This is a genomic window from Janthinobacterium sp. YR213, from assembly GCF_900099875.1.
Taxonomy (GTDB): domain Bacteria; phylum Pseudomonadota; class Gammaproteobacteria; order Burkholderiales; family Burkholderiaceae_D; genus Janthinobacterium; species Janthinobacterium lividum.
Genome location: NZ_FNDA01000005.1, coordinates 334,277 through 361,083, shown reverse-complemented (window position 1 = coordinate 361,083; position 26,807 = coordinate 334,277). Strand labels below are relative to the sequence as shown.

At 63.1% G+C, this 26,807-nt stretch carries 18 protein-coding genes; 8 read left to right on the top strand and 10 right to left on the bottom strand.

Going from position 1 to position 26,807, the window contains the following annotated elements; translation table 11 throughout:
- Window positions 1–92 precede the first annotated feature (92 nt).
- The 7 genes from BLT98_RS28925 to BLT98_RS22675 form a co-directional block, all read right to left on the bottom strand.
- Window positions 93–557: a hypothetical protein gene (locus BLT98_RS28925; protein WP_139179353.1), complete on the bottom strand. Its 465-nt coding sequence runs from the start codon at window positions 555–557 to the stop codon at window positions 93–95.
- Complete coding sequence (locus tag BLT98_RS22700) at window positions 554–5,563, bottom strand: RHS repeat-associated core domain-containing protein (protein WP_092611695.1); 5,010 nt, start codon at window positions 5,561–5,563, stop codon at window positions 554–556. Before BLT98_RS22700 ends, BLT98_RS28925 begins: the two co-directional genes overlap by 4 nt.
- Entirely contained in the window at window positions 5,560–6,858 is a 1,299-nt protein-coding gene (locus tag BLT98_RS22695) for a DUF2169 family type VI secretion system accessory protein (RefSeq protein WP_092611692.1), read from the bottom strand. Before BLT98_RS22695 ends, BLT98_RS22700 begins: the two co-directional genes overlap by 4 nt.
- A gap of 2 nt (window positions 6,859–6,860) precedes the next feature.
- The gene (tssI, locus tag BLT98_RS22690) at window positions 6,861–9,002 is read right to left on the bottom strand and encodes a type VI secretion system Vgr family protein (protein WP_092611689.1); all 2,142 of its coding nucleotides are present in this window, start codon (window positions 9,000–9,002) and stop codon (window positions 6,861–6,863) included.
- Window positions 9,003–9,079: 77 nt separating this feature from the next.
- Window positions 9,080–10,120, bottom strand: a complete 1,041-nt coding sequence (gene tssG, locus BLT98_RS22685) for a type VI secretion system baseplate subunit TssG (RefSeq protein ID WP_092611686.1) — start codon at window positions 10,118–10,120, stop codon at window positions 9,080–9,082.
- On the bottom strand, window positions 10,084–11,949 hold the full coding sequence (gene tssF / locus BLT98_RS22680; protein WP_092611683.1) for a type VI secretion system baseplate subunit TssF: 1,866 nt from the start codon (window positions 11,947–11,949) through the stop codon (window positions 10,084–10,086). The genes tssG and tssF overlap by 37 nt, the downstream gene beginning before the upstream one ends.
- Window positions 11,950–12,027: 78 nt before the next feature.
- The gene (locus tag BLT98_RS22675) at window positions 12,028–12,840 is read right to left on the bottom strand and encodes an outer envelope protein (RefSeq protein WP_092612055.1); all 813 of its coding nucleotides are present in this window, start codon (window positions 12,838–12,840) and stop codon (window positions 12,028–12,030) included.
- A 440-nt stretch (window positions 12,841–13,280) separates the two neighbouring features.
- Between BLT98_RS22675 and BLT98_RS22670 the strand changes: the two genes are divergently transcribed.
- From BLT98_RS22670 to BLT98_RS22645, 6 genes are all read left to right on the top strand, one after another.
- Entirely contained in the window at window positions 13,281–14,795 is a 1,515-nt protein-coding gene (locus tag BLT98_RS22670; protein WP_092611680.1) for an ABC transporter ATP-binding protein, read from the top strand.
- Window positions 14,788–15,864, top strand: coding sequence for an ABC transporter permease (locus BLT98_RS22665; protein WP_092611677.1), 1,077 nt, complete (start codon window positions 14,788–14,790; stop codon window positions 15,862–15,864). The genes BLT98_RS22670 and BLT98_RS22665 overlap by 8 nt, the downstream gene beginning before the upstream one ends.
- Window positions 15,857–16,786 (top strand): ABC transporter permease, encoded by a 930-nt coding sequence (locus tag BLT98_RS22660; protein ID WP_092611674.1) that lies wholly within the window; start codon window positions 15,857–15,859, stop codon window positions 16,784–16,786. The genes BLT98_RS22665 and BLT98_RS22660 overlap by 8 nt, the downstream gene beginning before the upstream one ends.
- Window positions 16,787–16,807: 21 nt before the next feature.
- Window positions 16,808–17,884 carry a BMP family ABC transporter substrate-binding protein gene (locus tag BLT98_RS22655; protein ID WP_092611671.1) on the top strand — a complete coding sequence of 359 codons (1,077 nt, stop codon included), beginning with the start codon at window positions 16,808–16,810 and terminating at the stop codon, window positions 17,882–17,884.
- 115 nt (window positions 17,885–17,999) lie between these two features.
- The gene (locus BLT98_RS22650) at window positions 18,000–18,836 is read left to right on the top strand and encodes an HDOD domain-containing protein (RefSeq protein WP_092611668.1); all 837 of its coding nucleotides are present in this window, start codon (window positions 18,000–18,002) and stop codon (window positions 18,834–18,836) included.
- A 137-nt stretch (window positions 18,837–18,973) separates the two neighbouring features.
- Window positions 18,974–20,614 (top strand): M28 family peptidase, encoded by a 1,641-nt coding sequence (locus BLT98_RS22645; RefSeq protein WP_092611664.1) that lies wholly within the window; start codon window positions 18,974–18,976, stop codon window positions 20,612–20,614.
- Between the two features lie 126 nt (window positions 20,615–20,740).
- On the opposite strand, the gene BLT98_RS22640 is transcribed toward BLT98_RS22645, so the two are convergent.
- Together BLT98_RS22640 and BLT98_RS22635 are read right to left on the bottom strand one after the other, a co-directional pair.
- Window positions 20,741–21,970 carry an MFS transporter gene (locus BLT98_RS22640; protein WP_092611661.1) on the bottom strand — a complete coding sequence of 410 codons (1,230 nt, stop codon included), beginning with the start codon at window positions 21,968–21,970 and terminating at the stop codon, window positions 20,741–20,743.
- A 184-nt stretch (window positions 21,971–22,154) separates the two neighbouring features.
- A complete protein-coding gene (locus BLT98_RS22635) occupies window positions 22,155–23,153 on the bottom strand; it encodes an LLM class flavin-dependent oxidoreductase (RefSeq protein ID WP_034784490.1) in 999 nt (332 codons plus the stop codon).
- A gap of 214 nt (window positions 23,154–23,367) precedes the next feature.
- On the opposite strand from BLT98_RS22635, the gene BLT98_RS22630 reads away from it, so the two are divergent.
- Together BLT98_RS22630 and BLT98_RS22625 are read left to right on the top strand one after the other, a co-directional pair.
- Window positions 23,368–24,873, top strand: coding sequence for a dipeptidase (locus BLT98_RS22630; protein ID WP_092612052.1), 1,506 nt, complete (start codon window positions 23,368–23,370; stop codon window positions 24,871–24,873).
- 194 nt (window positions 24,874–25,067) lie between these two features.
- Window positions 25,068–26,195: a M24 family metallopeptidase gene (locus BLT98_RS22625; RefSeq protein ID WP_034784489.1), complete on the top strand. Its 1,128-nt coding sequence runs from the start codon at window positions 25,068–25,070 to the stop codon at window positions 26,193–26,195.
- Window positions 26,196–26,236: 41 nt separating this feature from the next.
- On the opposite strand, the gene BLT98_RS22620 is transcribed toward BLT98_RS22625, so the two are convergent.
- Complete coding sequence (locus BLT98_RS22620) at window positions 26,237–26,716, bottom strand: hypothetical protein (RefSeq protein ID WP_092611658.1); 480 nt, start codon at window positions 26,714–26,716, stop codon at window positions 26,237–26,239.
- Window positions 26,717–26,807: the final 91 nt, after the last annotated feature.

Below are 26,807 nucleotides of genomic sequence, written 5' to 3'. Positions count from 1 at the left end.
TCGTTTGCGAAAAAATATCCACGTTTAAATTTAGTGTTATGGTGAATATTAATAATTTTTTTAAATTTCACCATGCTGCTACCCCTTTTAGATCAATCAACTCTTTTCCAAGACATTCCAATGGACGCCATCACTGATTGAAGAGATGCTGAAGCTGAAATATTGCCCCACGGAAAATTAAATGAAGAAAATGATTTTTTTATCTCATCAGGATTTTTGCCCAAGACTTCAGAAAGTAATCTGGCTAGGTAGTTCTTATCGGCTATTAGCTGGTTTTCTGTTATGTTGTATCCATATTTTTTTGTGTTTCCTCCATCCCACGATAGCCAAACACTCGTCATTAAATAATTTTCAAAAGTAAAATTTATGCCAAATTCAAATTCATTCAAACTTCCGCACGTTGATAAATTATGCACATAGGTGTTTGTTTGATTGTTTTCTATTTTAATGTCATTTTCTTCTGCGGTTTTGGTAAATTCATATTCTTTAAGTGGTGCTATTATTATGTTATCTAATAGTAGATAACCATTTTTTGTGTCGAAGGATATTTTTTTCATTTTTTTAAAGATATTATTTTCCCAGTGTCAATTAAGTTTTTTTTGTCTCTATTTTCTAAAAATAATTGTTGCGCACCTCCTGGCCCAAAATTTGGATTGTTTCTTGATATTCCCTCTGCCATGCAAATATCTTCTTTTAATATGTAAACATGAAGTTGGGTGCGCATGGGACGAACCCCTCTATGTTTGGAATTGTCAGCATGTGCTACCTGTACTGCATCGTTGAATTTTCTCGCCTCACCATTTGCCAAAACTGCATCCGCCTTGGAGAAGTAATTTCCCGGCGCAGGACCATGTGGATATAAAGTAAATAACACGGTTCCCTTTTTTACGACAACATTAGTATAAATATCTTGACCTAAATATGGATAATTATGCGGACCTTGCCAATTTCTTGCTTCACTAGCCGGATCACGACCTGTACATGCGTTACAAATCGGATTTTTAGGACATTTCTTTGCGTTTTTCGCCAGTCCTAATGGATCAATCCACAAGATCGGGTTTGGCGCGTATTGATAGCTGTTCAGTCCACCAAGCAAGCCAATCGGATCTTGCGTCACATACCTAGCTACATCCGGATCATAGTAGCGATACCGGTTATAAAACAGTCCAGTTTCTTGATCCTCATACTGCCCCTGAAACCGCAGCGGCTGCTCAATTTCTCCCTCGACGTGCAGCAAACGCCCCCAGGCCTTGTAGACCCCGCTCCAGACCACGCTCCCCTGCGCATCCGTCAACTCGCGCGGCGTGCCCAGGTGATCACAGTGGTAGTGGGTGATGCGGTCGTATAGTGCCGCGTCATCGGCTGCCGCCTGGGTACGCTGCCATGCCGATACACGCTGCGCTTCGGTGTCCGCCTGTTCTTGCGCAATGGCTGCCTGGAGTTCGGTGTCGTGTCGGGTGGCAGGTAAATCCCATTGCGCGACGCGCGGCAGGTGGACGGCGCTTGCCTGGCGACAGGCTGGCGAACCGATCCGGGCCAGCGGCACGAAGCTGTCCGGCTCGTACAGGTATGTGACCGTCTCGTCGCGCCCAAGTTCCTGCGCCAGCGTGTCGCCATCCCAGACGAAGAAGGTGGTGGTGGCGCTCTTGCGGGTGGGCTGGTCTTTGGTGATGTCTTGCTGCTTGCTCCAGCGTGCTTCCTCGACGCGTTTGGCGATGCGGCGGCTGAAGGCGTCATAAAAGTAGCGGGCGCGGTGGCGTGACTGGCGTTCCGTTCGGGTGGCGTGGCTGAGGCGGTTTTCGGCGTCGTATTCAAGCTCCAGGTCGCTCCAGCTCGACTCCCTGCCCGGCGGATGGAAGCGCTTGGCGGTGGTATTGCCTTGTTCGTCGTAGTCGTATTCGGTATTGCCGTAGCGTTTCAGTACGTTGCCGGAGGCGGGAGCCGTGTCGACCAGAGTGCCTGCCGGGTCGAAGGCGAAGTGTTCGGCCAGGCCGGGTTGCACGGCGGACAGCAATTGCCCGACGGGGTCATAGGCGTAGCGCAGTTTGCCGAGCGGGCCGGCGGCCGTAATGCCCGTCTGCGAGATGGTGCGCAAGTTGCCCTGCGCATCGTAGTCAAAGCATCGCTCGCGCACGGGGACGGGCGCGTCGGCGCCGCGTGCCAGGGTCAGCCGGGTGAGGCGCGATTGCGGGTCGTACTGGCGCGTAGCGAGCAAGCCGCTGGTGCCCAGCTGCCGCTGCTTTTCGCGGTGCAGTTTGTCGCGTTCGACATCGACCACGGTCTTGCCATGCCACAGCACGCCATGCCAGTGGCCGGAGCCGTAGCGCAGGGTGTCGACGCGGCGTCCGTTCGGCAGGACGGTTTGGATACGGTTGCCCAGTTCGTCATAAGAGTGCGTCATGACAAAGCTGGCGTCTGGCGCGCGCGGGGTATTCGGCAGCCTGGCCGCTTCAGGCAGCGTTTGCAGGAAGCAGGCGCTGCGTTCTTCGATCAGTTGGCCCAGCGCATCAAGGAAGAAACGCTGTTCGGCTTGTGGCGCGGAGACGGCCGTCAGGCGGCCCAGCGCATCGTAGGCGTAGCGCACCGCACCGTCCGCCGTGGTCTTGACTTGCAACAAACCGAGCGCGTCGCGCAGCAACTGCGTGCGCTGGCTGCCGCACTCGGTGGCAGTGAGGTTGCCGGCAGGGTCATAGCTGTAGTGCGTGCGCTTGCCGTCGAAGCCCGTTTCCGACGACAGCCAGCCTTCCGCATGATATGCGAGTTGGTAGCTTTCGCCCTTGGCGTTGATCAATTCTCTCAGTTGCAGCGCAGCATCGTAGCGATACTGCAAGGTCTGGCCGATGGCGTCCGTGCGCTCCACGGGCAAGCCCTGGCCGTTGTAGCGGTAGCGCGTCTGCTGACCGGCCGCATCGACGTGCAAGACCAGATTGCCGTCCCCATCGTAGGCATATTGCTCCCGGGTCTGATCGGGCGCCGTGAGGCGGATCAGTCGGCCCAGCGCGTCATATTCGTAGCGGGTGGCATGGCCGAGCACATCGCGGGCCGCTTCCAGCCGGCCCAGCGCATCGTAGGCGAATTCGCTGGTGTGGCCGGAGCAATCCGTGTAGCTGGTGAGCCAGCCCTGACGGTTGTACTGGAAATGTTTGCTGCCGCCCCTGGCGTCGATCAGTTCCACCAGCTGGCCGCGCGGGTCGTAGCGGTAGCGCGTGACGTGGCCCAAGGCGTCCGTGATGCTGACGGGGCGGCCTGCAGCATCGTAGTCGCGGCGTGTGGTGTTGCCCAGGGGATCCGTGAAGGCGACGGGCTGGTTCTGGCTGTCGTAGTCGATGCTGCTGCTGTGTCCCTTGGCATCGGTGCTGCGGGTCAGGTTGCCGGCTGCATCGTAGGCGTAGCGCGTGGCGGCGCCGTTGGCGTCGATATCGGCCAGCAGCATGCCATCGCGGTCCCACTCGCGCCGGCCCAGCGAAGCAGCCTTGCCGTCGAGCACGCGGCGCACTTCGGTGACCAGCCAGTTGGCGTCGAAGGTGTACTCGAGGACACCGCCGTTCTCCGTGACGCGGCTGGTGTCGTTGTCCACGTAATCGATGCGCGTGTGCTCGCTGCCATCGCACGCCCGCGTGGCGATGGCGCGCGCCTGGTAGCTGTTGGCCAGGGTCACGGGATGGTGCTGCGACAGCTCCTGCTCGATCAGCGGCGATCCGCTCCAGCGGGCGCGCAGCGCGTCCAGGCTGATCCATTCCAGCTCGTACGTAAAACCCGTGTAGCTGCCGCACGACGTGAGCAGGTGGTGGCGATAGCTGTAGCGGCGCGTGTCGCCCAGCGCATTCGACTGGCTGACCAGGTTGTGGCGGGGCGGGAAGGGCGGCTGCGTCTCGTTTGTTTCGGCTGCGTATTCGTAGCGTACGTGGCAGAGGCGGCCGCCGTCGGGCAATATCTCGTCGATGCTGCCGATGTGGATGGCCTGCTCCGCTTCCCCGCGCATGGCTTCGAGCACGCCGCCATCGTCGCTGCGCAGGCGCAGCAGCACGTCGCCCGGCTTGGCATCGATCAAGCGGTCGATGCTGATGCCGCGCCCATCGCGTCCTTCGCTACGCACGAGTGCAAAGCGTTGCGTGGCGACGGGAACGGACGGGACCAGCATGGCGTTGACGCCGTCGTAGCCGTGCGGTAGCCAGCCGCCTTCCGCGCGCGCAAAGCGGTCGACGCTGCCATCGCGCCACAGCAGGCTGAAGCTGTCGGCACTGTCGCGCGTGAGCGTAAAACCTTCCTTGCGGCTGTCGTGTTGCCGACCCGGTTCCAGGCCAGGCAGGCGCAGGGCGCGGCCGCTGTCGTCGTGGTAGACGATGCCGGCATCGCATAGCGACAGGCTGGTGGTGTAGGGCGTGGACCAGCGCGCGCCCAGCAAGCCCCAGTCTTCGCATTCGGCACCGGAGCGGTAACAGCGGGTCCAGGCAATGGGGATGCTGCGTTCGAGCGCGAAATCCGTCTGGTACAGGATTTCCTGGCCCGTGCCGAAATGCACGGGCTTGCGGCCCTTGACGGGTTTTTTCGCGGGGCCGCTATCCTTGGGGCAGCAGTCGGACGGCGGCTCCGATTTCGGCTCCTTCCTGCCGCGGCTCTTGCCGTCGTCGCCGCCGTTTTTCGGGGGCGGTTTGTCGAGTTTTGGCGGTGGCTTGTCCGGCTTTTTTCCGACCAGCTTTTCCTTGACCTTGTCGATGGTCGGCGCCGCTTTTTTGCCGAGGAACTTGCTCAGTATTTTCCCGCCCGGAACCTTGCTGAACACCGCCGTTTGCAGTACTGTGCCTGCGGCATTCGTGACGATGTCTGCGGCCGTATTGAGTAAATCGGGTGTCTTGCCTGTCAATATGTAGTCGGCTGCCTGGTCGAGCACCGTGGCCGATGCGTCAATGGCCGTGCCTGTCGCAACGGTCGCCGTGCCGGCCACAGCGCCCGCTGCCGCGCCCGCTTCCATCGCGGCGGCAGCGGGGGCGCCGACTCCCGTTGCCGCCACGCCCACTCCGGCAACGCCCAGCACGGCGCTGCCTGTCAGGACGGTGCCGCCCACGTCCACCAGATCTTCCGCGGCGCCATGCATTTTCCTGGAGCCGTGATCCTTGTAATCCTGTGCCGCTTCCCGTATCGCCGCCTTCAGTTCCTGGAGCACGGGTTTGGCCGCTTCCCCACCTCGCTCATAAATCTTGCCCACGGTATTGCGCGAATTCATCCATACTTCGCGCCCCATCTGCACCAGGTAGGCGCCGTTGGCGCGGTGGATGCTGCTGGCGACCTTGGTGTCGACCTGCTTGCCGACGGTGCCGCTCTTGACGCCGCCCGCCTTGCCGGCCGCGTCGCCCTTGACGGTGGGAATGATGCTGCGCTGGTGCAGGATGACGGGCTCGCTGTGCGACTTGACGTTGGGCGAGGCGTTCTGCGTATCCGCAAATTCGCCGGTGATGCTGTAGGGAATGGGGGGCGTGCTGGAGCCCACGGGCGTCTTGCAAATGTCGGGGCTGAGGCTGACGCAATAGAAGCGCGAGGCCTTGGTGACGGTTTCATTCGTCATGGTTTCTTGCCTTGCCCGGTGGCTTCGCCTAGCGCTTCCTGCGCCTGCTCCAGCAGTTCGATGCGCGCGATCTGCGCCGGCTCCATCACGTGCAGCAGGCGCGACGCGACCTGGCCCGCGTCTGCCGGCACGATGGCGCGCCAGACCAGTTCAACGCTGGCCGCCTGAGGGTCGATCAGCACCGTATCGATGGCCAGGCGCCAGACGAGCAACTGGTCGTTCCTGTCCGCCAGTAACAAGCACAGTACTTGTCGCGGCAGGGTGAAGCGCAGCACGGTGTTGCCGCGCTGGTCGATGCAGGCCGAGGGATGGTCGTGGCGGCACAGATTGGTCAGCGTAAATTGTTCCCATCCCGCCAGGTACGGGCATTGCTGGTCGGGCGGCGTGCTGTTCCAGTAGGCAAAGTTGAAGTCATCCGGCAGGGCGGGGACTTCATCGGCACCCCATTTTTCTTTTTCCACGATGTGTCCGGCCAGCGCGCGGCGCGGCAGCCAGCCACGGCCGATAACGGCCAGCCCTGTCGGCGCGGGCAGCTCCTTGCCGTCCGCGCCTTGCCAGAACTGGGCGGCCGTGCACGGTAGCGACGGATGCATGATGCGCGGTGCGGGCACCTCATTGATGTGTTTCGCATCCAGGTACCAGTGGCGCGCAAAGCCCCGTCCCAGCGGGTTGGCCTGGCAGGAATCGTGCGCCGCCGCGTTGCAGTCATCGGCCTCGATGCGGCATTGGCCGCCATACGCGTAGGCATAGTGCAGCGGCAATTGCAGGAACGGTTCAGGCGCGGATAGTTGCCAAGGGTTGGGCCGCAGCAAGCCCGCCGTGGCGATGCGGGCGCAGCTTTGCGCCAGGCGCGTGAGGACGGCTTTCTTGCGGAAAGCGCGTTCGCCACTCACTTGCAGAGTCTTGTCGATCAGGGTTTTCTTTTCCGACTGCACTTTCAGGTTGACGAGAAATTGCGGCATCGCTTGCCCGCGCGGTGCGTGCGCCACGCCATTGACGATCACGTCGCAGCGCGGCTTGTACGGCGCGAAGTCGCTCTCCTGCACGGTGCCCGCCTGCGTGTCGCCATCCAGGTGCCGGTCTTCCGTGGCCAGCGGCGATGGCCGTGCCATGGGCAGAAGGCTGGCCAGGCCGTCCGCGCCGCAGGGACCAAGCGTGTAGCCCATGCGCACCACCACCACGTGGAAGGCTGCGCCAAACTGGTCAATCATGTCGAACTGGCTGGCCGCATGCGGCGTGCGGTTGTCGAAAAGCAGGTTGGGAATGTTGAAATGGGCTGTGCCGGCGTCGTTCATCGTCAGCCCGGATTGTTGTCGATGTCGTCGCCATGGATCTGCACCTTCGATCTGCCGCGGATGATGATTTCATCGGCAACCAGTTCGATGCGGCCTGGCGTCATGGTGATGCTGGACGTGCCGACCGTCATCGTGTGCGAATCGGTGGCCGTGAGCGTACTGTCGGCGCCGACGATGACGCTTTTCGCCAGGCCGATCTGCTCCGCCTGCGCCAGCACCACGGTGGTGTTCATGGCGCCGATGACGGTGGTCTGGTAAGCGGCGCCGATGGTCAGCACCTTGGCCAGGCCGATGCTCTCTTCCTTGGCCAGGGTCACCCGTTCCGAACGGTGGCCGTCGATCTGCACCTGCTCGTTGCCGCCCACGTGTTCGCGGCGGTTGTCGCCGATGTCGATGTGTTCGTCATGGTCGACGCGCTCCCTGCGGTTGTTATGCACGGTGATGTCTTCATCGTGGTCCACGGTTTCCGTGCGGTCGCGCTTGATGTGCACGGTTTCATCGCGATCCACGGTTTTCCTGCGGTCATTTCCCACCCAGTGCGATTCGTCATGTTCGACCTCGATGCGCTGGTCTTTTTCCGCATGCAGCCACAGTTCTTCCGCATCCTTGCGGTCTTCGAAACGCAGGGCGTTGGCGTGCGCGGCGGAACCCTTTTTTGAGGAACGGCTCAGCATGCCGCTTTGCGTCTTGTTCGCTGGCAAATCCCACGGCGGCATGTTGCGCGCGTTGTAGACGCAGCCGATGATGAGGGGCATGGCGACATTACCGTCAAGAAATTGCACGGCTACTTCCATGCCGACCCGGGGCAGGCTGATGTGGCCGAAATTCGGTCCGGCCCAGTTCGATATCACCCGTATCCACGGCGAACTTTTGTCATCGAAGGTGCCCAGGCGATCCCAGTGAAATTGCAGCTTTACCCGTCCGTAACCATCCGTATGGATTTCCTCGCCGGGCGGCCCGACGACGGTGGCCGTCTGCACGCCGTAGATCTTCGGTTCGCGGCTGTGGAAGTTGCGTCCCGTGCGCCAGGGGATGGCGCGGGGGATGCAGGTAAATGTGTTGCTGTATTGCGAGGTGGCGCCGTGCCCTTGCTGGTAGTTGTTGCTGGCGTGGTGGTGCACGGAGAGGATCAGATATTCGCTGGCTGCACTGTCGAAATGCCCGCCCAGCGTGAACCAGCGTCCCGGTTGCGCCGTGCGGTCATTGCCTTGCGCTTCGAACAGCTGTCCCCGCGCGTCAACCTCTTCCATGCGGCGCCGCGCCAGCGCCTCGCCATCGTCGATGTTTTTAAAACCGTAGCTGCCCGTGTTTTCATACACTTCCAGCGATGGCACGGCACCCTGCCTGTTCAGTGAGTCGCGGCTGGCGCGGGCGCTGCGCGGGTTCTTGAAATTGAAGCTGGCCACCGTCATCTGGGCCGGGGCCATGCGCCGCACCGTGCTCCATTGATGCACGCCATCGTCTTCCAGGGATCCGGCCTGGTGCTGGAAGGGGATTTCGCTCAGATCGCCATCGATGGGCTTGCCTGTGGTGCTGTCGTCGGACAGCCACAAGGTGTGACCGTCAAGGCGATGTTCGTAGCGGTAGTGCCAGCCCAGTTGCTCCCAATGGCGGTGCAGGAGGTTGTGGTCGCTCTCGTTGTGCTGGCACGTGTAGGTGATGGCAGGGTCGAGGCCGCTGGCAGCCAGTTTGTAGTCGCGCATCAGGTAGTCATCGAAGACCTTGTCCGTCAGCGCCGCCACCGTCAAGCCGTGGAAGGCGACATTGTTTTGCCGCAAGTGCAGGTGCGACAGCCACGGCTCCAGCACCATTTCATAAAAGGCGAAGCCGCCGTCCGTGCGCAGGAAGCGGAATTCGAACACATAGCCATTGAAGTAGCGCAAGGTGCCGTCTTCGCGCACCAGTTCGATGCTCACCATCTTGCCCATCACCTTGTCGAGCGCGATGCTGGCATTATCGGAGAGTACTTCCACCACAAAGGAAAAATCGCGCGACAGGCTTTCGCTCGCGTCGAGGCTGTTGGCAAGTAACTGGATGCCGGCAGGCCCGTCGCCATGCGGAAACTGCAGGCGCAGCAGGCGCTGGCCCTGCATGTCGCCCGTTAATGCCGTCCATGCCGCCGTCGTATCGGGGAACAGGCTCATCGCGCATCGCTTCACGGTAGGGATCGTTGGCCGACTGTAGCAATAGCAAACACAAGCGTTTTGCGCGGCCGCAAGGATCAATCGTTGAATGAGGGCATCAATTGCATCTCGTAATGTTTGTCATCGCGGTGGCGCGGCGTTGCCGCACCGCCAAGGAAACTGTTGCAGCCCAGGCCGCCTTGTGGCGCGGTTGTCAATGCCGTCCCCCGCACATCGCTGGCGCGCAGCACCAGCACGATGTCGTAGCGCACGAGCGGCTGGCCGAACAGCATCAGCATGTGGCGCAACGCGTGGCTACCAGGGGCGCGCGGCAGGAAGCTGGCGTGCTGCTGCGCCGTGAGCGGACCGAGGCGCAGGCGTACGGCCAGGTCGGGACGGCGGCAGCGTTCGCCGACGAGGGCGCGCTGGCCCAGCATGGCATTTTCCATGCCCAGCGCCGTTTGTTCGCGCGGCGCCAGCACGTCCATGGCGCCCGTCGTTTCGTCGATATGGCAAGGCACGCCGAAGTGGTCGCCGAGGATGCGCGCCATGACGATGGATGAGATGTTGTGCTGCTGTAGCAAGCCGCTGTACAAGCCGGCCGCTGCCTCGTCCTGGCCCGGTTGGCATGCGGCCAAGGCCAGCAGGCGCGACAGGAAGTCCCCGCTGTGGCCGGCCTGCTCGATGCGGTATTTTTGCCAGGCCTGGTAAAACAGGGCCACGGTGCGGCTGGAAAACAGGTCGAGGAAAGCGCGCGGACTATTCTCGCGTTCGTTATGCTGGTGCGCGGCAATGCGCTCCGAATAGTGGCTGGGCAAGCTGCCTTGGCAGCCCAGGAGGCCCATGAAGGTGGGCGTGAGGTGGATGTGCTGGCCGTGACCGGACAGCAGCGCTTGCAGCAGGGCATTCGCATCGCCGATGCTGTTTGCCGTGAGCGTTTCGACCTGGCTGGCGGGAAAGCGCAGCGAGACGCTGTTGTCGAAGCGTATGTGCTTTGCCAGCGCCGTGTGCTCATCGATGCCGTGTTCGGCCAGCCACGCCAGCAGCAGGCGCAGTGCCTGGAAGCACTCGAAGCGCTGCGGCGCATCGAGCAATTGCTGGATCACGCTGGCGTGGCGTCGGCGCTGCGTTCTGGGCATCGTAGGAGTTCCTCGCCGCTGCGATGAGACAGCAGCGTCAGTTGGCTAAAGCAATTGAGCTGGCTGTTCAGGGCGAAATAGCGTTGCAGCACCTGGGCAAAAATATAGACGCTGCTGCCGACGAAGGCTTGCTCGTCGATGCCCAGGCGGATGGCGATGCCGGGCATCAGGGTGGGAAACGGGACCGTTGGCATCCACGCGCGCGTGCTGCCGTGCTCGAGCGTGACGATGCCCTGGATCAGGCGTTGCGTGGCGGGCGAGCGGGACAGGTCGTACAGACTCAGCATTTTCTGGAATTCACCCAGGCCCGCCTGCGTGAGGCTCGAGTAATTGAGCGACAGGTGCGCGATCAGGCGCCAGTGCGTGTCCGCCAGGAAACGCATGCTGGGTGACGGTTTGCGCAGGAAGCGCGCGGGGATGCCGTCGGGCACGTCTTCGGCCAGCAGGTCGCCGCCGGGCAAACCGTAGTGCAACTGCACGGGCAAGTCGCGGTTGCTGCACAGCAGTTGCGTCGAGACGGTGGCGCAGGCCGCGCTGCTTGGTGAAAACTGCGGGTCGATCAGGCTCAGGCGCATTTCGTGACCGGGGCTGATGGCGGCCACGGTTTCGTCGCGGCGCGCCAGCCAGTACTGTCCATGCTCCTGACCACGCTCCTGGCCATATGCGGCCTGGGCGCCTTGCAGCGAGGCATACAACGGCAAGAAGCTGCTCAGGCGCTCGCCGGTTTCGTCCTTGCGCACTACGGTGACGGCCTCGATGCTGTGGATGTCATAGGCAAACGCATGCGTGGCATCGGCCGCCAGCGCATAGTCGGGCTCGGTATGCGTGAGGCGGATCGGCACGCCGGATTTGGCAAACAGGTTGACGACGGGCGTGCAGCCCAGCAAGAGGTTGTCGCGGCTGATGCCGGACAAGAGCCGCGCTTCGTGGCTGTCGCTGCGCACGCCTTTGAGCGGCAGGTGCAAGGTGAATTGGCGGCACTGTTTCGGCAGAAAGGGCGTTAGCAGGGACCATCCGATATCGATGAAGTGAAATTTTTCCGGAAACGCAAAGTACTCGGTCAGCAGGCGCAGGGCCGGGTGCGAGCGGGCGGAAATGGGGATCAGCGCATCGTCTTCCGCATAGCCGGCTGGCGCTAGCGGCGTGCCATCGACGGCTTGCCACGGGCTGTGTTCGTCCAGCGCCACGTACGCGCCCGCGCCGCGCAGGAACAGGGCGTCGAGCAAGGCCGCGCGCACGGATGGTTCGCCATCGGCAAACAGGCGCAGCCTGGCAAAATCCGGCTGATCCAGATGATAGTTGTCGCTGCTGCTGGTGAACTGAATGCTGAGCAAGGCGCTGGCGCCGGCGGGCAGGCGCAGGCCGGGCGGCGCGTCGATGACAGGTGAGAAATGCAGGCGAGAAATGACCAGCGGCGCCAGGGTCACGTCATAGGCGCTCGTAAATTTGCAAGCCACGCCCTGCACCAGCTGCGAGCGCAGCACCGTGCCGCGCGCCACATGCGCCACCTGGTCCAGCTGGCCGCCGCCCGGCGCTTCGTCGGCGGCGATGCGCACGATGGAGCACGAGGGAAACGGCCGCAGGTAGTGCGGGTACAAGGTGTCGAGCAGGGAATGGGTAAATTGCGGATAGGCGTCGTCGAGGCGCTTGGCGACCCTGGCCGTGAGCAGGGCGACGGACTGGATCAGGCGCTCGATGTGCGGGTCTTCGCAGGTTTCTCCGGCGATCAGCAGTCGCCCGGCCGCCTTCGGGTAGCGGCTGGAAAACTCGCGCGTGTACTGGCGGAACAGGCCCAGCTCGCGCTCGTAATATGGCAGTAGTTGTTCCACGGTCGCGCTCTCCGCCAGTGGGAAAGCTTCATGCTGGCATCAGGCGCGATCGTGGGTGTTGATGCGTAACAATGAATTTTAGAAATGGTACTCCGCGCGTATCATCGGCGTCTTTGCCGTCTGGCCCACATTGCCCGTGGTGGCGGGCGAATTGCCGAACTTGTTCTTCCAGTACTGGTATTCGATGCCCACGCGGAAGGTGTTCTTGGCGCTGCCCAAGGCCGCGCCCACGTCGTACATTACTTGCATGTCGATATTCGTTTCCACCGCCGTGTCGCGCCCCACTTCATCCTTGCCTTTCGAGTCGATGAGGTTGAAGAAACCTTCGAACGAGAACAGCGGCGACAGGGGGATGGCCCAGGCGCCCGTCAGCATGGCGTGCGTTTTATACGTGTAGCGGCCCGTCACCTGCGAGATGGGCGGGAAGGCGCCGCTGGGGGCGTTGCTTTCGCGCAGCAACAGCAGGCTGGTATTGAAGAAGCCGGGCACGTCCCACATCAGGGTGGGGCCGGCCACCAGCATGCGCTTGCGCGAGTTGTAGCCGACGTCATTTTTCGTGTTGACGTCGAAGCCCAGGGTGACGCCGACGCCGCGCACGGGGCCGAACTTGATGTCGCTGCCGCGCACCTTGCCGATGTCGATGGTGTTGCGGTAGACCAGGTACGCCTCCTGTGCGCCCGACGTTTTACCCAGTGCGCCGGGGTCCTTGCTGTCGGACATGAGGAAATCGAGGTTGACGAAATTGCTGCCGTATTTGTAGCCGCTGGCGTGCGTGATGGCAAAGATGTTTTTCTTGATGTCGTCCGGATTGAACGGCTCGCGGTAATCATTGCCGGCGCGCCAGCTCAGCGCGGTATCGCTCCATTCGGCAGCCTGGGCGGTCGCGCCCACGCCGAGGGTGGTAGTGAGGCAGAGCAACAGACACGGTATGGTTTTTGGCACTTTCGGCTCCTGATGGCGGTGTGGGAAAACGGGAACTGGGGATGGCTGGACGCGTAGTCTGCATGTAGCGCTGCAATGGGATAACGCGCGCCGTTCAATCCATGATGCGAGCATCGCCGCGCCGGGCGATATGTCTTGTGCGCATACTTACTATCAGTTCCTGAATATAATCATCGCACCTTCTCGTCCTTGCGGGGCAAGGCGGACGCTGTAAAGCTGATAATTTTTTTCAAAATTGTATACAGGTGTTGTTTTTTTGTGGAAATAGAAATGCACGCCGCCGCGCCCGCCCCCCAAGCGCCGCGGATGCCGATACGATAGAGACCGAGTGTTGATTTTTTCCACCGATCGGCATCCCGCATACCACGCAGCGAGGCACGAAAAAAACAATGACGGCACGCCTGGAACTCATCGATATCAGCAAGCGCTATCCGGCCGTGGTGGCCAATGACGGCATCTGTCTCACCGTCGTGCCCGGACAGATTCACGCCGTGCTTGGCGAAAACGGCGCCGGCAAATCGACCTTGATGAAAATCATCTACGGCGCCGTGCAGCCCGATGGCGGCCGCATCCTGTGGAATGGCCGTGAAGTCGAGATCGCCAACCCGTCGGCCGCGCGGGCGCTGGGCATCGCCATGGTGTTCCAGCACTTTTCCCTGTTCGACACCTTGACGGTCACGGAAAACATCGCCCTCGGTTTGCCCGCGGGCACCAACATGGCGGAGCTGGCGCAGCGGATCGAAGCGACGGCGCGCCAGTACGGCCTGGACCTGGAGCCGCAGCGCCACGTGCACACGCTTTCCGTTGGCGAATGCCAGCGCGTGGAAATCGTGCGCGCACTGCTGGCCAAGCCGCAACTGTTGATCCTCGACGAACCGACTTCCGTGCTGACGCCGGGCGCCGTGGAAAAGCTGTTTACCACCTTGCGCCAGTTGGCCGCCGAAGGTTGCAGCATCCTGTACATCAGCCACAAGCTCGACGAGATCCGCGCCCTTTGCCACACGTGCACGGTGGTGCGCGCCGGCAAGAATGCGGGCGTGTGCGATCCTTCGCAAGAGTCGGCGGCCAGCCTGTCGCGCATGATGATCGGTGCCGAGCCGCCCGCCGTCACCCGCGTGGCGCGCACGCCCGGTACCGTCATGCTGAGCGTCAAGAATTTGCAGTTGCCGAAGAGCCATCCGTTCGCCACGCAATTGATCGATATCAATTTCGACGTGCGCGCGGGCGAGATCGTCGGCATCGCGGGCGTGTCTGGCAATGGCCAGCAGGAATTGCTCGCCGCCCTGTCGGGCGAGGACATGCGCGCAGCCGCCGGCAGCATCGTGCTGAACGGCACGCCGGCGGGCCGTTTGCCGCCGGGACGCCGGCGCGCCCTGGGCTTCGGCTTCGTGCCGGAAGAAAGGCTGGGGCGGGGCGCCGTGCCCGACATGGGGCTGGCCGACAACGTGCTGCTGAGTTTGCAGACACCAGCCACCATCCGCCATGGCTTCGTGCGCCACAAGGTCATCGCGCAGCGGGCGGCCGCCATCATCGCGCGCTTTCAGGTGAAGGCGGGCGGGCCGCAGGCGCTGGCGCGCAGCCTGTCGGGCGGCAACTTGCAGAAATACATAGTCGGACGCGAAGTCATGCGCGAACCCACCGTGCTGGTGGTGGCGCAGCCGACCTGGGGCGTGGACGTTGGCGCGGCCGCGCAAATCCGCGCCGAGTTGCTGGCGCTGCGCGACTCTGGTTGCGCGCTGCTGGTCGTGTCGGAGGAGCTCGATGAATTGTTCGACATCAGCGACCGCTTGCTGGTTATGGCGAAAGGAAAGATTTCGCCGTCGCTGGATGTGGGCGAGGCCAGCGTGAGCCTCGTGGGGCAATGGATGAGCGGGCTGTGGCCGCAGGAGGCAATCCATGGCTAAGTTCGCCTTGCGCCTGGAAGCCCGTCCTTCTCCGTCGCGGCTGATGTCGTGGCTGTCGCCTGTGCTGGCCGTGCTGCTTACCGTGCTGTGCGGCGCGCTGCTGTTTCTTGCGCTGGGACACGATCCGCTGGCGGGCCTGGCCGTCTTCTTTGTGGAACCCTTGCGCGACGCGCACGGCTGGTCCGAGCTGGGCATTAAAGTCGCCCCTTTGCTGTTGATCGCCGTCGGCCTGGCCATCTGCTTTCGCGCCAACATCTATAACATCGGCGCGGAAGGACAGCTGACCCTGGGCGCCATCTGCGGCGGCGCGGCGGCCCTGTACCTGGACGACGGCGTAGGCAGTATTGCCATCATCGGCGTGTCCTTGCTGGCCGGCATGGCGGGCGGCATGGCGTGGGCGGGGCTGGTGGCCTGGCTGCGCGACCGCTACAACGCCAGCGAAATCCTCGTCTCGCTGATGCTGGTCTATATCGCCCAATTGCTGCTCAGCTATCTCGTGTATGGCGTGCTGCGCGACCCGGAAGGATTCAATTTTCCCCAGTCGAAACTGCTATCGGACGGCTTGCTGTTGCCGATGGTGATCAGCGACACGCGCTTGCACGTGGGCATCGTGTTTGCCTTGCTGGCCTCGCTGGGCGGCTGGCTGTACTTATCCAGAAGCATTGCCGGCTTCCGCCTGCGCGTGGGCGGCATGGCGCCTGCCGCCGCCCGCTATGCGGGCTTTTCCTCGCGCAAGACCTTGTGGTCTTCCCTGCTGATCTGCGGCGCCCTGTCGGGCCTGGCGGGTGCGTGCGAAGTGCTGGGGCCGATGGGGCAGTTGACGCCCACGGTCTCGCCCGGCTACGGCTTTGCCGCCATCATCGTCGCCTTCGTCGGGCGCCTGCATCCGGTAGGCGTGATTTTCTCCAGCTTCGTCATGGCCCTGTTCTATATCGGCGGCGAACTGGCGCAGTCGCGCCTGGGCTTGCCCAGTGCGATCACGGGTGTGTTCCAGGGCATCTTGCTGTTCGCCTTGCTCGCTTGCGATGTGCTGATCCAATACAAATTGCGTTGGAGGAAACATGGATAACTTGCTGCTGACCATCGCGCCCCTGGTCGCGGCCAGCATCAATGCGGGCACGCCGCTGATGCTCGCTGCGCTGGGGCTGCTCGTCAATGAAAAGGCGGGCGTGGTCAACCTGGGCGCGGAAGGCATGATGCTGGTCTCGGCCATCACGGGCTTTGCCGTGGCCGTCAACACGGGCAGCCCCACCCTGGGCTTTCTGGCGGGCGCGGGCGCCAGCATGCTGCTGTCCGGCTTCTTCGCCTGGCTGACCGTGTGGCTGGGCACGAACCAGTACGCGACGGGCCTGGCCTTGTCGCTGTTCGGCGCGGGCGCGTCCACGTATATCGGCCTGAAATATGTGGGCAACAGCTTGCAGAACGGCCGCTTCGGCATCCCTTACCTGGAAGACATTCCCGTGCTGGGGCCGGCCCTGTTCCGCCAGCATCCGATGGTGTATCTGTCGTTGCTGCTGTGCCTGGCCATCGCCTGGTTTTTGTACCGCACGCGGGCGGGCCTCGTGCTGCGCGCCGTGGGCGAGTCGCCCGCTTCCGCGCATGCGCTCGGCTACCCCGTGCGCCGCATCCGCCTGGCGGCCGTGCTGTTCGGCGGCGCCTGCTGCGGCCTGGCCGGCGCCTTCCTGTCGCTCGTCTACACGCCCCTGTGGGTCGAGGGCATGGTGGCGGGACGGGGCTGGATCGCGCTGGCGCTGACCACGTTTGCCACCTGGCGCCCTGCGCGCGTGGTGGGCGGCGCCTACCTGTTCGGCGGCATCACGATTCTGACCTTTCACGCGCAGGCGCTGGGCGTGCCCATCGCGTCGCAACTGCTGTCGATGCTGCCGTATGTGGCAGCCATCGTCGTGCTGGTTTTGATCTCCAGCAATGCCAACTACATCAAGCTCAATATGCCCGCTTCGCTAGGCAAGAATTTCAATCCGGGAAATTAATCACTCACCACAAGGAAAACCATGTCCAAGAAACTAGTATGCGCCGCCGTTTGCAGTGCTGTTTTGATGCCCGTCATGGCCGCCGCTCCCGCCACCGCGCCGCTGAATGTCGGCTTCGTGTATATCAGCCCCATCGGCGACGCGGGCTGGACCACCCAGCATGATCTGGCCCGCAAGGAAATGGAAAAGGCGCTGGGCGGCAAGATCACCACCAAGTACGTGGAAAACGTGCCGGAAAGCGCCGATGCGGAACGGGTGATCCGCGACCTGGCGCAAACGGGCAGCAAGCTGGTCATCACAACCTCGTTCGGCTACATGAATCCCACCTTGAAAGTGGCGAAGCAATTTCCTAATGTGAAGTTCATTCATTTGACGGGCTACAAGACGGCCGTCAACGTTGCCAATACCAACGCCCGTTTCTACGAGGGCCGCTACCTGGCCGGCGTGCTGGCGGGCAAGATGAGCAAGACCCATGTGGCCGGCTACGTGGCGGCATTCCCGATCCCGGAAGTGTTGCAGGGGGTTAACGCTTTTACGCGTGGCATGCGCAGCGTCGACCCGAAGGCGGAAGTGAAAGTGGTGTGGGTGAATAGCTGGTTCGATCCGGGCAAGGAACGCGACGCGGCCATCACCCTGATCGGCCAGGGCGCCGACGTGGTTACCCACCACACGGATTCGACCGCCGTGGTGCAGGCGGCGGAAGAGAAGGGCAAGTACGCGATCGCCTACCATTCGGACATGAAAAAGTACGGGCCGAAGGCGCAGCTGGCTGCCGTCACCCACCATTGGGGCGACTACTATACGAAGCAGGCGCAAGCCGTGCTGGACGGCACGTGGAAGTCCAGCAGCACCTGGGGCGGCATCAAGGATGGCATGGTCAAGCTGGAAGGCATCAACGCCACAGTGCCGGCCGACGTGAAACAGTTTGTATTGGCACGCGAGAAAGACTTGGTGGCTGGCAAGCTCAATCCTTTCAGCGCGCCGGTCAAGGATAACGATGGCAAGGTGCGCCTGGACAAAGGCGTGCTGGACGATGCGGCGCTGACGAAGATGGATTATTTTGTCGAAGGCGTGGCAGGAAAAGTTTCCGGAAAGTAATAGGTTTGAGTTTGAACTTGCTGTAATATTGCCGGAAACGGGAGCCGGGCCGGGAGCGCATTCCCGGCCCACCCAAACAGCAGAGCCTGAACAGGCCCGTACCGGAGATTGACCCATGGACAGACTGGAAGTATTCAAGATTATCGCGCTGCAAGCGAGCAAGGGCGAGCTGACGTTCCCCGCCAACGTCAAGGCCACCTTGAAGCTGCAGGAAGCGCTGGACGACCCCGATTGCCATATCGAGGCGGCCGCCCGCATGGTCATGGCCGAGCCGCTGCTGTCGGCGCGGGTCGTGGCATTGGCCAACTCGGCCGCCTACAACCGTTCCGGCAATGAAATCGCCAATGTGCGCGCGGCCGTCTCGCGCCTGGGCTTTGCCACCCTGAAATCGATGGTGGCATCCGTCATCGTGCGCCAGCTGGGCAGCCAGATTACCGACCCGCAATTGCGCGCCAAGGCGGCCAAGCTGTGGGAACACACGGCCCACGTGGCCGCGCTGAGCCAGCTAATCGCCAAGAAAGTCACGCATGTGGACGTGGAAACGGCCATGTTCGCCGCCATCGTGCACGAAGTGGGCGGCTTTTATCTGCTGTCGCGCGCCGAGGAATATCCAGGTTTGCTGGACGACAATACGGAAGACTGGATCGAATACGGCGAAAAACTGATCGGCCGCGGCGTGCTGCGCCAGTTGCAAGTGCCGGACATGGTCTTGCAGGCCGTGGAAGGCATGTGGCACGGCGGCAGCACGTTCCCGCCCCGCACCCTGGGCGCGACCCTGGTGCTGGCCAACGATCTGTCGCCCGTCGGCTCGCCCCTGCACCCGCCGGAAAGCGCCGCGCGGCGCCAGGCGGCCGCGAAGATCGACTTTGGCATCGGCGGCAGCACCTTGCACACCATCCTCGAGGAATCGGCGGAAGAGATCGAATCCCTGGCGGCCGCTTTGCTGGTCTGAACGTTTCCCCTGCAAAATCCCCGCCCTTGCCGCGGGGATTTTTTTCGTCCGCATTTTGATGCATCTTTCTCTATGGCATACAATCGCCGGCTCGGCCATCCGCCGGACTGAATGTCTCCTCTTACCCAAAGGATCTTATGCAGAAGCTGTTTTCTTCCCTGGCCGTCACGGCGCTCGCTTCCAGCCTGGCGCTGGCGTTTTCCGCGCACGCCGCCGCGCCTGCCGCGCACGGCTTGCCCGTGGTGCAGGAAGCCCCGCTGCGCGCCCACCTGGCCTTCCTGTCCAACGATTTGCTGGAAGGCCGGGGCACGGGCCAGCGCGGCGCCGACCTGACGGTGGCCTACCTGGAAACCCAGGCGCAGATGGCCGGACTGCAACCCGTGCGCGGCAACAGCTACCGCCAAAGCGTGCAGATCGCCGGCGTGAAATCCTTGCCACAGGAAAGCAGCCTGCAAGCCGTGGCGGGCGGCAAGCCCGTGCCGCTGGCTTTCGGCCCGGACTGGGTATGGGCCACGGGCGACTCCGTTGCCGCCCACACCTTTGATGCGCCGCTCGTGTTCGTCGGCTATGGCATCACGGCGCCGGAAGAAGGCTGGAACGATTTCAAGGGCGCCGATGTCAAAGGCAAGATCGTCGTCATGATGGTCAACGACCCGCAACCGACTAGTGCCGAGCCGAACCGCTTTGCCGGCAAGGCGCTGACCTATTACGGCCGCTGGACCTACAAATTCGAGGAAGCCAAGCGCCAGGGCGCGGCTGGCGTATTGCTGATCCACACGAAACCGTCCGCATCGTACGACTGGAGCGTGGTGCAGAACAGCTGGAGCGGCAGCGAGCGTTTCCAGTTGGCCGACCGCACGGCCGGCACGCCGCTGCAGGGCTGGATCGCGGAAGACGCGGCGCGCCGCCTGTTCGCGGCCGGTGGGCTGGACTTGGACGCCTTGCGCGCGCAAGCGGAAAGCAAGGATTTCAAGGCCGTCGCCTTGAATGCCAAGCTGAGCGGCGAAATGAAGTCCGCCGTGCGCAAGGTGGAGCAATTCAATATCGCCGGCATGGTGCCGGGCACCGACCCGGTATTGAAGGATGAAGCCGTCATCTATAGCGGCCACTGGGACCACCTGGGCAAGCAAGGGGATACTGGCGACACCATCTACAACGGCGCCGTCGACAACGCTTCCGGCACGGCCGGCTTGCTGGCCATGGCGCAGGAAGCCGTGAAAAAGCCTGCGAAGCGCACGCAGATTTTCCTGTGGGTAGCGGCAGAGGAACAAGGCTTGCTGGGTAGCGCCGCCTACGCGGCCGACCCCTTGTGGCCCTTGAACAAGACGGCCGCCGCGCTGAACCTGGACAGCCTGAACTTTGTCGGTGCCACGCATGACATCGGCGCGCAGGGCAGCGAGCGCACGGAGCTGGGCGCCATGGCGGCCACGGTGGCCAAAGCCATGGGCATGCATATCGCGCCAGCCCGTCCCGACCTGGCCGGCGGCTATTTCCGCAGCGACCATTTCAGCTTTGCCAAGGCGGGCGTGCCCGCGTTTTCCATCAATGGCGGACGCGAGTACATCAAGGACGTGGCAGCGTCCAAAGCCAAGGCGGCCGCGTATGGCCCCCGCTACCATCAGGTTACCGATGAGTACGATGCCAGCTGGGATTTGTCCGGCATGACACAGCAGGCGCAATTTACCCTGAACCTGGGGCAAGCCGTGGCAAATGGCGCGAAGATGCCGGCCTGGAAGGCGGGCGATGCGTTTGGCAAGGCGCGTGAGCCAGCGAAATAGGGACGTAAAAAAACCGCTCGGCCGAGCGGTTTTTTTCAGGATCGTAGGTGGGATTAGCTCGAAGAGCGTCATCCGACAGTTGGCGCATCAGCGTCGGATTACGCGGCGTGCCGCCGCTAATTCGACCTACGTGATAGATGCCTGGGCGGCCCGTTCCAGCCTGCGCTGCGTGTGGCGGTACTTGCTCCACACAATCAGCATCAGCAGCGGCATGGCGCCGCCTACCATGCACAGGGCGGGCCAGCCGCCGGCGGCAAAGCTGGCGCTGGCCAGGGCCGAGCCTGCCGACGCGCCGATGAAGCCGCCCGCGATGAATACGGTGGTGACCCGCGCCCGCGCATGCGGCGCCAGTTTATAGATGATGGACTGGTGCGTCACTTGCAAGCCCATCACGCCCATGTCCAGCAGGACGATACCGATCAGCAGCAGCACCAGCGAATGGGCGCCAAAGCCGATCAATGCCCAGCCCGCGATGGAAGCCACGGCCAGCAGCCAGGTGGCCTGGCGCGCATAGCCGCGGTCGGCCATGCGGCCTGCCGTGTTGGCGGCAAAGGCGCCCGTGGCGCCGGCCAGGCCGAACAAGCCGATCTGCATTTCCGAGTAGTGGTACGGCGCGCCGCTGAGCAAAAAGGTCAGGCCCGTCCAGAACACGCTGAAGGTGCCCAGGCCCAGGCCCGAGAACAGGGCGCGCTGGCGCAGCAACGGTTCCTGGCGGATGATGTCGGCCAGTGAGGCCATCAGCTTGCCATATTGCAGCGTGCCCCGTGGCGCCTCGTTCGGCAGGATGCGGCGCAGCATGACGAGCAGGGCGGCCACGACGATGGCGGCCAGCACGTAGACGGTGCGCCAGCCGCCGCTGATCTGCGACACGGTGCCGGACACGGTACGCGCCAGCAGAATCCCCAGCAACAAGCCCGTCATGACGGTGCCCACCATGCGGCCCCGGCTGTGGTCGGGCGCATACGACGCCACCATGGCCGTGACCACCATCAAGGCGCTGGACGTGATCCCCATCAAGACGCTGGCGATGGCAAAGATAATAATGTTCTGGCTGGTGGCGGCCAGCAGCAGGGCGCCGATCTTGGCGATCAGCATCCATGTCAGCAACTGGCGGCGGTTCAGCACGTCGCTGAGGGGGACCAGGAACACGATGCCCAGCACATAGCCGATTTGCGTGGCCGTGACCAGGTAGCCCGCCTGCGGCACGCTGACGCCAAACGAGGCGGCCAGCATGGAAGTGAGCGGCTGCACATAGTAGAGGCTGGCGACGAGCACGCCGGCGGACAGGGCGAACAACAGGATGCGGGTCGACGTCAGCAGGGCGCTGGCGTCGACGGTGGATGGTGCAGATTTCATGCGAGACAACTTTCTTGGAGTGATGCTTTTGGATGAGCATGATAGCGGGGCTGCACATTTCTTGCCGGGCGCGGCCGATTTTGCGGTGGGGCGGCAGACAACGCAGCAGGCAAAAAAATCCCGGCGATCGTTGCCGACGGCCGGGAAAAGGGTATAGGGGGATATACCAGGGGAGACTTAAAACTTACTGTGCGCGCGCCAGCTCCGCATGCACCTGCGCCGTGATTTCATACGACCGCAGCCGGTGCTGGTGCTCGAAAATCTGCGAGGTGATCATCAGCTCGTCGGCGCCCGTTTCGGCGATGAAGGCGGCCATCTTCGCCTTGACGGTATCCGGCGCGCCGATGGCCGTGCAGGACAGGACGGAGTCGAGCATGGCGCGTTCCTGCGGACCCAATTGCTCCAGGTAACCGGGCACAGGCGGCTGCAGGCGCGACGGGCGGCCCGTGCGCAGGTTGACGAAGGCTTGCTGCATCGACGTGGCGCGCAAGTGCGCCTCGGCATCCGTGTCGGCGGCAAACACGTTAAAGCCCAGCATCACGTATGGTTTCGCCAATTGTTTTGAAGGCTTGAAATGTTCGCGGTAATAGGCCACGGCTTGCATCATCATTTGCGGCGCGAAGTGCGAGGCGAATGCATACGGCAAGCCCAGGTGGGCGGCCAGCTGGGCGCCGAACAGGCTGGACCCGAGTATCCACACGGGCACTTTCGCGCCCTTGCCGGGCACGGCCAGCACGCGCTGGCGCGGCTCGTCGGACATGTAGTCGATCAATTCCAGCACGTCTTGCGGGAACTGTTCCGCGTCGGACTGCAGGTCGCGGCGCAGCGCGCGCGCCGTCGTCTGGTCGGAGCCGGGCGCGCGGCCCAGGCCCAGGTCGATGCGGCCCGGGTGCAGCGCTTCCAGGGTACCGAACTGTTCCGCGATGACCAGCGGAGAATGGTTGGGCAGCATGACGCCGCCCGCGCCCACGCGGATGGTTGTCGTGCCAGCCGCCACATGGGCGATGACGACGGCCGTGGCGGCGCTGGCGATGCCGGGCATGCCGTGGTGTTCGGCCAGCCAGTAGCGGTTGTAGCCCCAGCGTTCGCCGTGCTGCGCCAGGTCGAGCGTGTTCTTGAACGACTGGCTGGCGTCGCTGCCTTCGGCGATGGGGGCCAGGTCGAGTATGGAAAATGGAATCATGGTAGCGATATCGGGACGTGGTGGAAAATCACAATGGACGATTTGTCTATCCCCTGACGACAATAGGGTCGGCCTTGGAAGCGGCAGGGATGACAGGCTGTGCACATGATAATGCGAATCGGGAATTTGCGTACTGATCGGTAAAAAACTCGTATCGATTGGAAATCGGTGCGGGCAATGCTAGAGTGGGCCTCCCCACTTTATGCGCCCCGCCATGCTCAAGAAACCCATCCTGCTGACCCTGATTGGCCTGCTGCTGCAGCCCTCCGTTCACGCCGCGCCCATCAGCCTGCAGGCGCAGGAAACGGCGCGCTACGCGCTGGCCACCTATCCTGAACCGCTGATCGCCAGCCTGGCGAAGATGGTCAGTTTCAACACGGTGGCAGACCCGGCCGTGCCGTTTGCCGCGAATCCCCAGCACACGGGCTTCAAGCGCTACCTGGCGGCCGAGGCGCAGCGCCTGGGATTCGACTTCCAGGAGCATGGCCATGTGGTGATCATCGGCATGGGCAGCGGCAGCGAGCGCGTGGGCGTGATCACGCACGGCGACGTGCAGCCCGTGAATCCCGCCAAGTGGGCCCGTTCGCCGTTCGAGCTGGACCGCACCAGCGAACCTGGCAAGCTGCTGGGACGGGGCACGGAAGACGACAAGGGCCCGATCGCCACGGCCCTGTACGCGATGAAGGCTATCCAGGACCAGCAGGTGCCGCTGAGCAAGCGCATCGAGCTGTACGTCTACATGGCCGAGGAATCGGACTGGGAACCGCTGAAACAGTTCCTGAAAACCCACACGCCGCCGCAAGTGAACATCACCATCGATGCGGAATATCCGGTGGTGACGGCCGAGAAGGGCTACGGTTCCATCAAGCTGACCTTGCCGCCGCGCACGGCCCTGCCAGCCGATGGCGGCCCCGTGCTGGCGCGGTTGACGGGCGGCTTTTTCGGCAGTCAGATCCCGGAAGATGCACAAGCCGTGATCGACCACGCGCCAGCCGCGCTGGAAGCGGCCATCCGCGCCCGCGCGCAGCAGCAACAGGGCGTGCGCTACAGCTATGCACGCGATGGCGGCACCTTGACGGTGACGGCGCTGGGCGTGTCGGCCCACTCGTCGAAACCGGAAGACGGCATCAACGCCATCAGCATGCTGGCCGACGCGCTGGCCGTGCAGCCGTGGCAGGGCACGCAGGCGGCCGACATGCTGTCGTTCCTGAATGAACTGGTGGGCACTGGCATCTACGGCGAACGCTTTGGGCAGATCGCTTACCGCGACGGCTTCATGGGGCCGATGACGGTTGCGCCGACCGTGCTCAAGCAGAACGGTGGCGCGCTGGAACTGACTATCAATTTGCGCCGTCCGCAAGGCAAGACGGCGGCCGTGCTGCAACAGCAGGTGACGGCCGCGTTCGACGGCTGGAAGGCGCGGCGCCACGTGCCGGCTACCCTGCAGGTGCAGATCGGTGAACCGTGGCTGCAGACGGCGGCGCCGCAGATTCCCACCTTGTTGTCCGTCTTCGAACACTACACGGGCATCGCCAATCCGCAACCGGTGGCCATCGGCGGCGGCACCAATTCGCGCCTGTTCCCGAATGCCGTGAGCTTTGGCCCGGCCATGCCGCACACAGTCTACACGGGGCATTCCGAACATGAGTTCATCACGGAAAAGCAGTTGCTGTTGAACTTGCAGATGTACACGGCCGTGTTGATTGAACTGGCGAAATAGCCGCTTGCAAAAATAGCGGGAAGTCATAGACTGCAAGCCTGAGACGAGGCCAGGCACTGAACTTTTTATGCGCGCGCCGGTCTTAAGTTTCCATGTAGGAAGGGAGCAGCTATGCATGCACAACAGGATTCCCGGCTGGTGCCAGGCAGGGCAGGCGGGGTGGCGCCGCGCCGCATCCCGCACGAGGGGCGGTCATGAACTGGCCGCTGGAGCTGGAAGTGGCGCACAAGCTGGCGCAGATGCGGGGCTGGCTGGAAGACCAGCGTGCCGGTGCCGTGCGCCTGCGCGGCGTGGACTGGTTTGCGTGGGCCACGGCGGGCGCATCGAACAGCCATTGCCATACGACCGAGTGCGGCTGCGCGGAAGTGCTGGTGACGCGCGATGCCGCCTACATCCTGACGGACGAAGCCGAAGCCATGCGCATGCGCGAGGAAGAAGTGCGAGGGCCATGGACGTGGCAGGTGTCGCCCTGGATGCAGCCGCAGCTGTATGAATTGCGCGAGCATTTCGTGCAGCATGCGGCCGGCGGCGCGCCTGTCTTGTCCGACCGGCCCGGCTTGCACGAACGCAGCCTGCCTGTGGCCCTGCGCGAAGAGCGGCTGGTGCTGCTGGAATCGGAGCAGTTACGCTACCGGCAGGTGGGGCTGCTGGCAGCTGGCGCGGCCGCGGATGCGCTGCGCCAGGCCCGCCCCGACTGGAGCGAGCTGGAACTGGCTGCCGCGTGTGCGCGCGCGCTGTGGCTGCGCGGCTTGCAAGCCGTGTACGTGCTGGCCAGCGGTGGGGAGCGCCAGCACCGTTATCGGCGCGCGCCGCCGGCCCAGGCGGTGCTGGGCAAGCAAGCCGTGCTGGCCTTGTGCGCGCGGCGTTTCGGCCTGTGTGCCAGTCTCAGCCGTCAACGGCGCTTCGGCCCGGCGCTGCATCGGGCCGACGGCGCGGCGGTGGTCATGGACGATGCCGATGCGGCCATGCTGGCGCTGGAAGCGGTGGCGCTCGACGCTTGCGAAACGGGCCATGCGCTGAGCATGGTGTATCACGCGCTCGACAGCGCCTACGCCTATGCCGGCCAGCCCGACACGGTGCGCACCAGCCGGCAGGGCGGTATCCATGGCTACCTGGCGCCCGAAGTGGCGGCCGGCGCGCACACGGAAATCATCCTCAAGCGGGGCATGGCGCTGGCCTTTCACCCCAGCCTGCCCGGCAGCACGGTGGAAGACACGTTTTTGCTCGACGGCAGCCATTTGCACAATCTGACGCACGACCCGGCCTGGCCTTCGGCCGTGGTGCAGGGGCGCAGCCGGCCGTTGACCCTGGCGCTGGCTTGATGCGGTCAGTTGCGACCAGCATCGGCCAGTGCCGGTACATATCAATAGCGCTGCATCACGCCTTTTTGCACGCTGACCCGCTCGCCGATCTGGAAGGCGGGCTGGGTATTTTGCACAAAGGTGCGCGTCGTGCCGTCGTCCAGGCGCAAGGTGACGCGATACAGCATATTGCCCGCCGCCCCCGAGGTGCTGCCGGCCGTGCCCGACGTGCCCGCCTGCATGTCGGCACTGCCTTGGTCCATGCTGCGCGGCACGGTTTCTATCGACTGCACCGTGGCGTAGCTGATGTTCAGGGTGGACTGGTTCGCGTCATTGCGCATGTCGCTGCTCATGGCGTTGCCGGTATCGGTGGCCGTGCTGCTGGTGGCGCTGGCCGTACTGCTTGGCGGCGTCGTGCCGGCCGGTGCGGCATAGGTTTCGCCGCTATTGCTGCGTGCCAGGCTGGTTTTGTCCGTGGACTGGCAGGCCGCCAGCAAGGCGCATGTCAGGCCGGTCAGCAGCAGGGTTGTTTTCGATCTCATCTTGGTCTCCTCATGGTCGCACACTCAGGATCGGCACCCGCGGTGATTGCGGATAGCCGCGATTGCTGCATGTAAGAGCATGGCGGAGCAG

Excerpts from the sequence above, each read along its gene's own strand:
- BLT98_RS22625 (WP_034784489.1), top strand. The coding sequence starts at position 25,068 with ATGAACTGGCCGCTGGAGCTGGAAGTGGCGCACAAGCTGGCGCAGATG.
- BLT98_RS22700 (WP_092611695.1), bottom strand. The coding sequence starts at position 5,563 with ATGACGAATGAAACCGTCACCAAGGCCTCGCGCTTCTATTGCGTCAGC.
- BLT98_RS22620 (WP_092611658.1), bottom strand. The coding sequence starts at position 26,716 with ATGAGATCGAAAACAACCCTGCTGCTGACCGGCCTGACATGCGCCTTG.
- BLT98_RS22695 (WP_092611692.1), bottom strand. The coding sequence starts at position 6,858 with ATGAACGACGCCGGCACAGCCCATTTCAACATTCCCAACCTGCTTTTC.
- BLT98_RS22660 (WP_092611674.1), top strand. The coding sequence starts at position 15,857 with ATGGATAACTTGCTGCTGACCATCGCGCCCCTGGTCGCGGCCAGCATC.
- BLT98_RS22670 (WP_092611680.1), top strand. The coding sequence starts at position 13,281 with ATGACGGCACGCCTGGAACTCATCGATATCAGCAAGCGCTATCCGGCC.
- BLT98_RS22645 (WP_092611664.1), top strand. The coding sequence starts at position 18,974 with ATGCAGAAGCTGTTTTCTTCCCTGGCCGTCACGGCGCTCGCTTCCAGC.
- BLT98_RS22650 (WP_092611668.1), top strand. The coding sequence starts at position 18,000 with ATGGACAGACTGGAAGTATTCAAGATTATCGCGCTGCAAGCGAGCAAG.
- BLT98_RS22630 (WP_092612052.1), top strand. The coding sequence starts at position 23,368 with ATGCTCAAGAAACCCATCCTGCTGACCCTGATTGGCCTGCTGCTGCAG.
- BLT98_RS22655 (WP_092611671.1), top strand. The coding sequence starts at position 16,808 with ATGTCCAAGAAACTAGTATGCGCCGCCGTTTGCAGTGCTGTTTTGATG.
- BLT98_RS22635 (WP_034784490.1), bottom strand. The coding sequence starts at position 23,153 with ATGATTCCATTTTCCATACTCGACCTGGCCCCCATCGCCGAAGGCAGC.
- BLT98_RS28925 (WP_139179353.1), bottom strand. The coding sequence starts at position 557 with ATGAAAAAAATATCCTTCGACACAAAAAATGGTTATCTACTATTAGAT.
- tssG (WP_092611686.1), bottom strand. The coding sequence starts at position 10,120 with ATGCCCAGAACGCAGCGCCGACGCCACGCCAGCGTGATCCAGCAATTG.
- BLT98_RS22640 (WP_092611661.1), bottom strand. The coding sequence starts at position 21,970 with ATGAAATCTGCACCATCCACCGTCGACGCCAGCGCCCTGCTGACGTCG.
- tssI (WP_092611689.1), bottom strand. The coding sequence starts at position 9,002 with ATGAGCCTGTTCCCCGATACGACGGCGGCATGGACGGCATTAACGGGC.
- BLT98_RS22665 (WP_092611677.1), top strand. The coding sequence starts at position 14,788 with ATGGCTAAGTTCGCCTTGCGCCTGGAAGCCCGTCCTTCTCCGTCGCGG.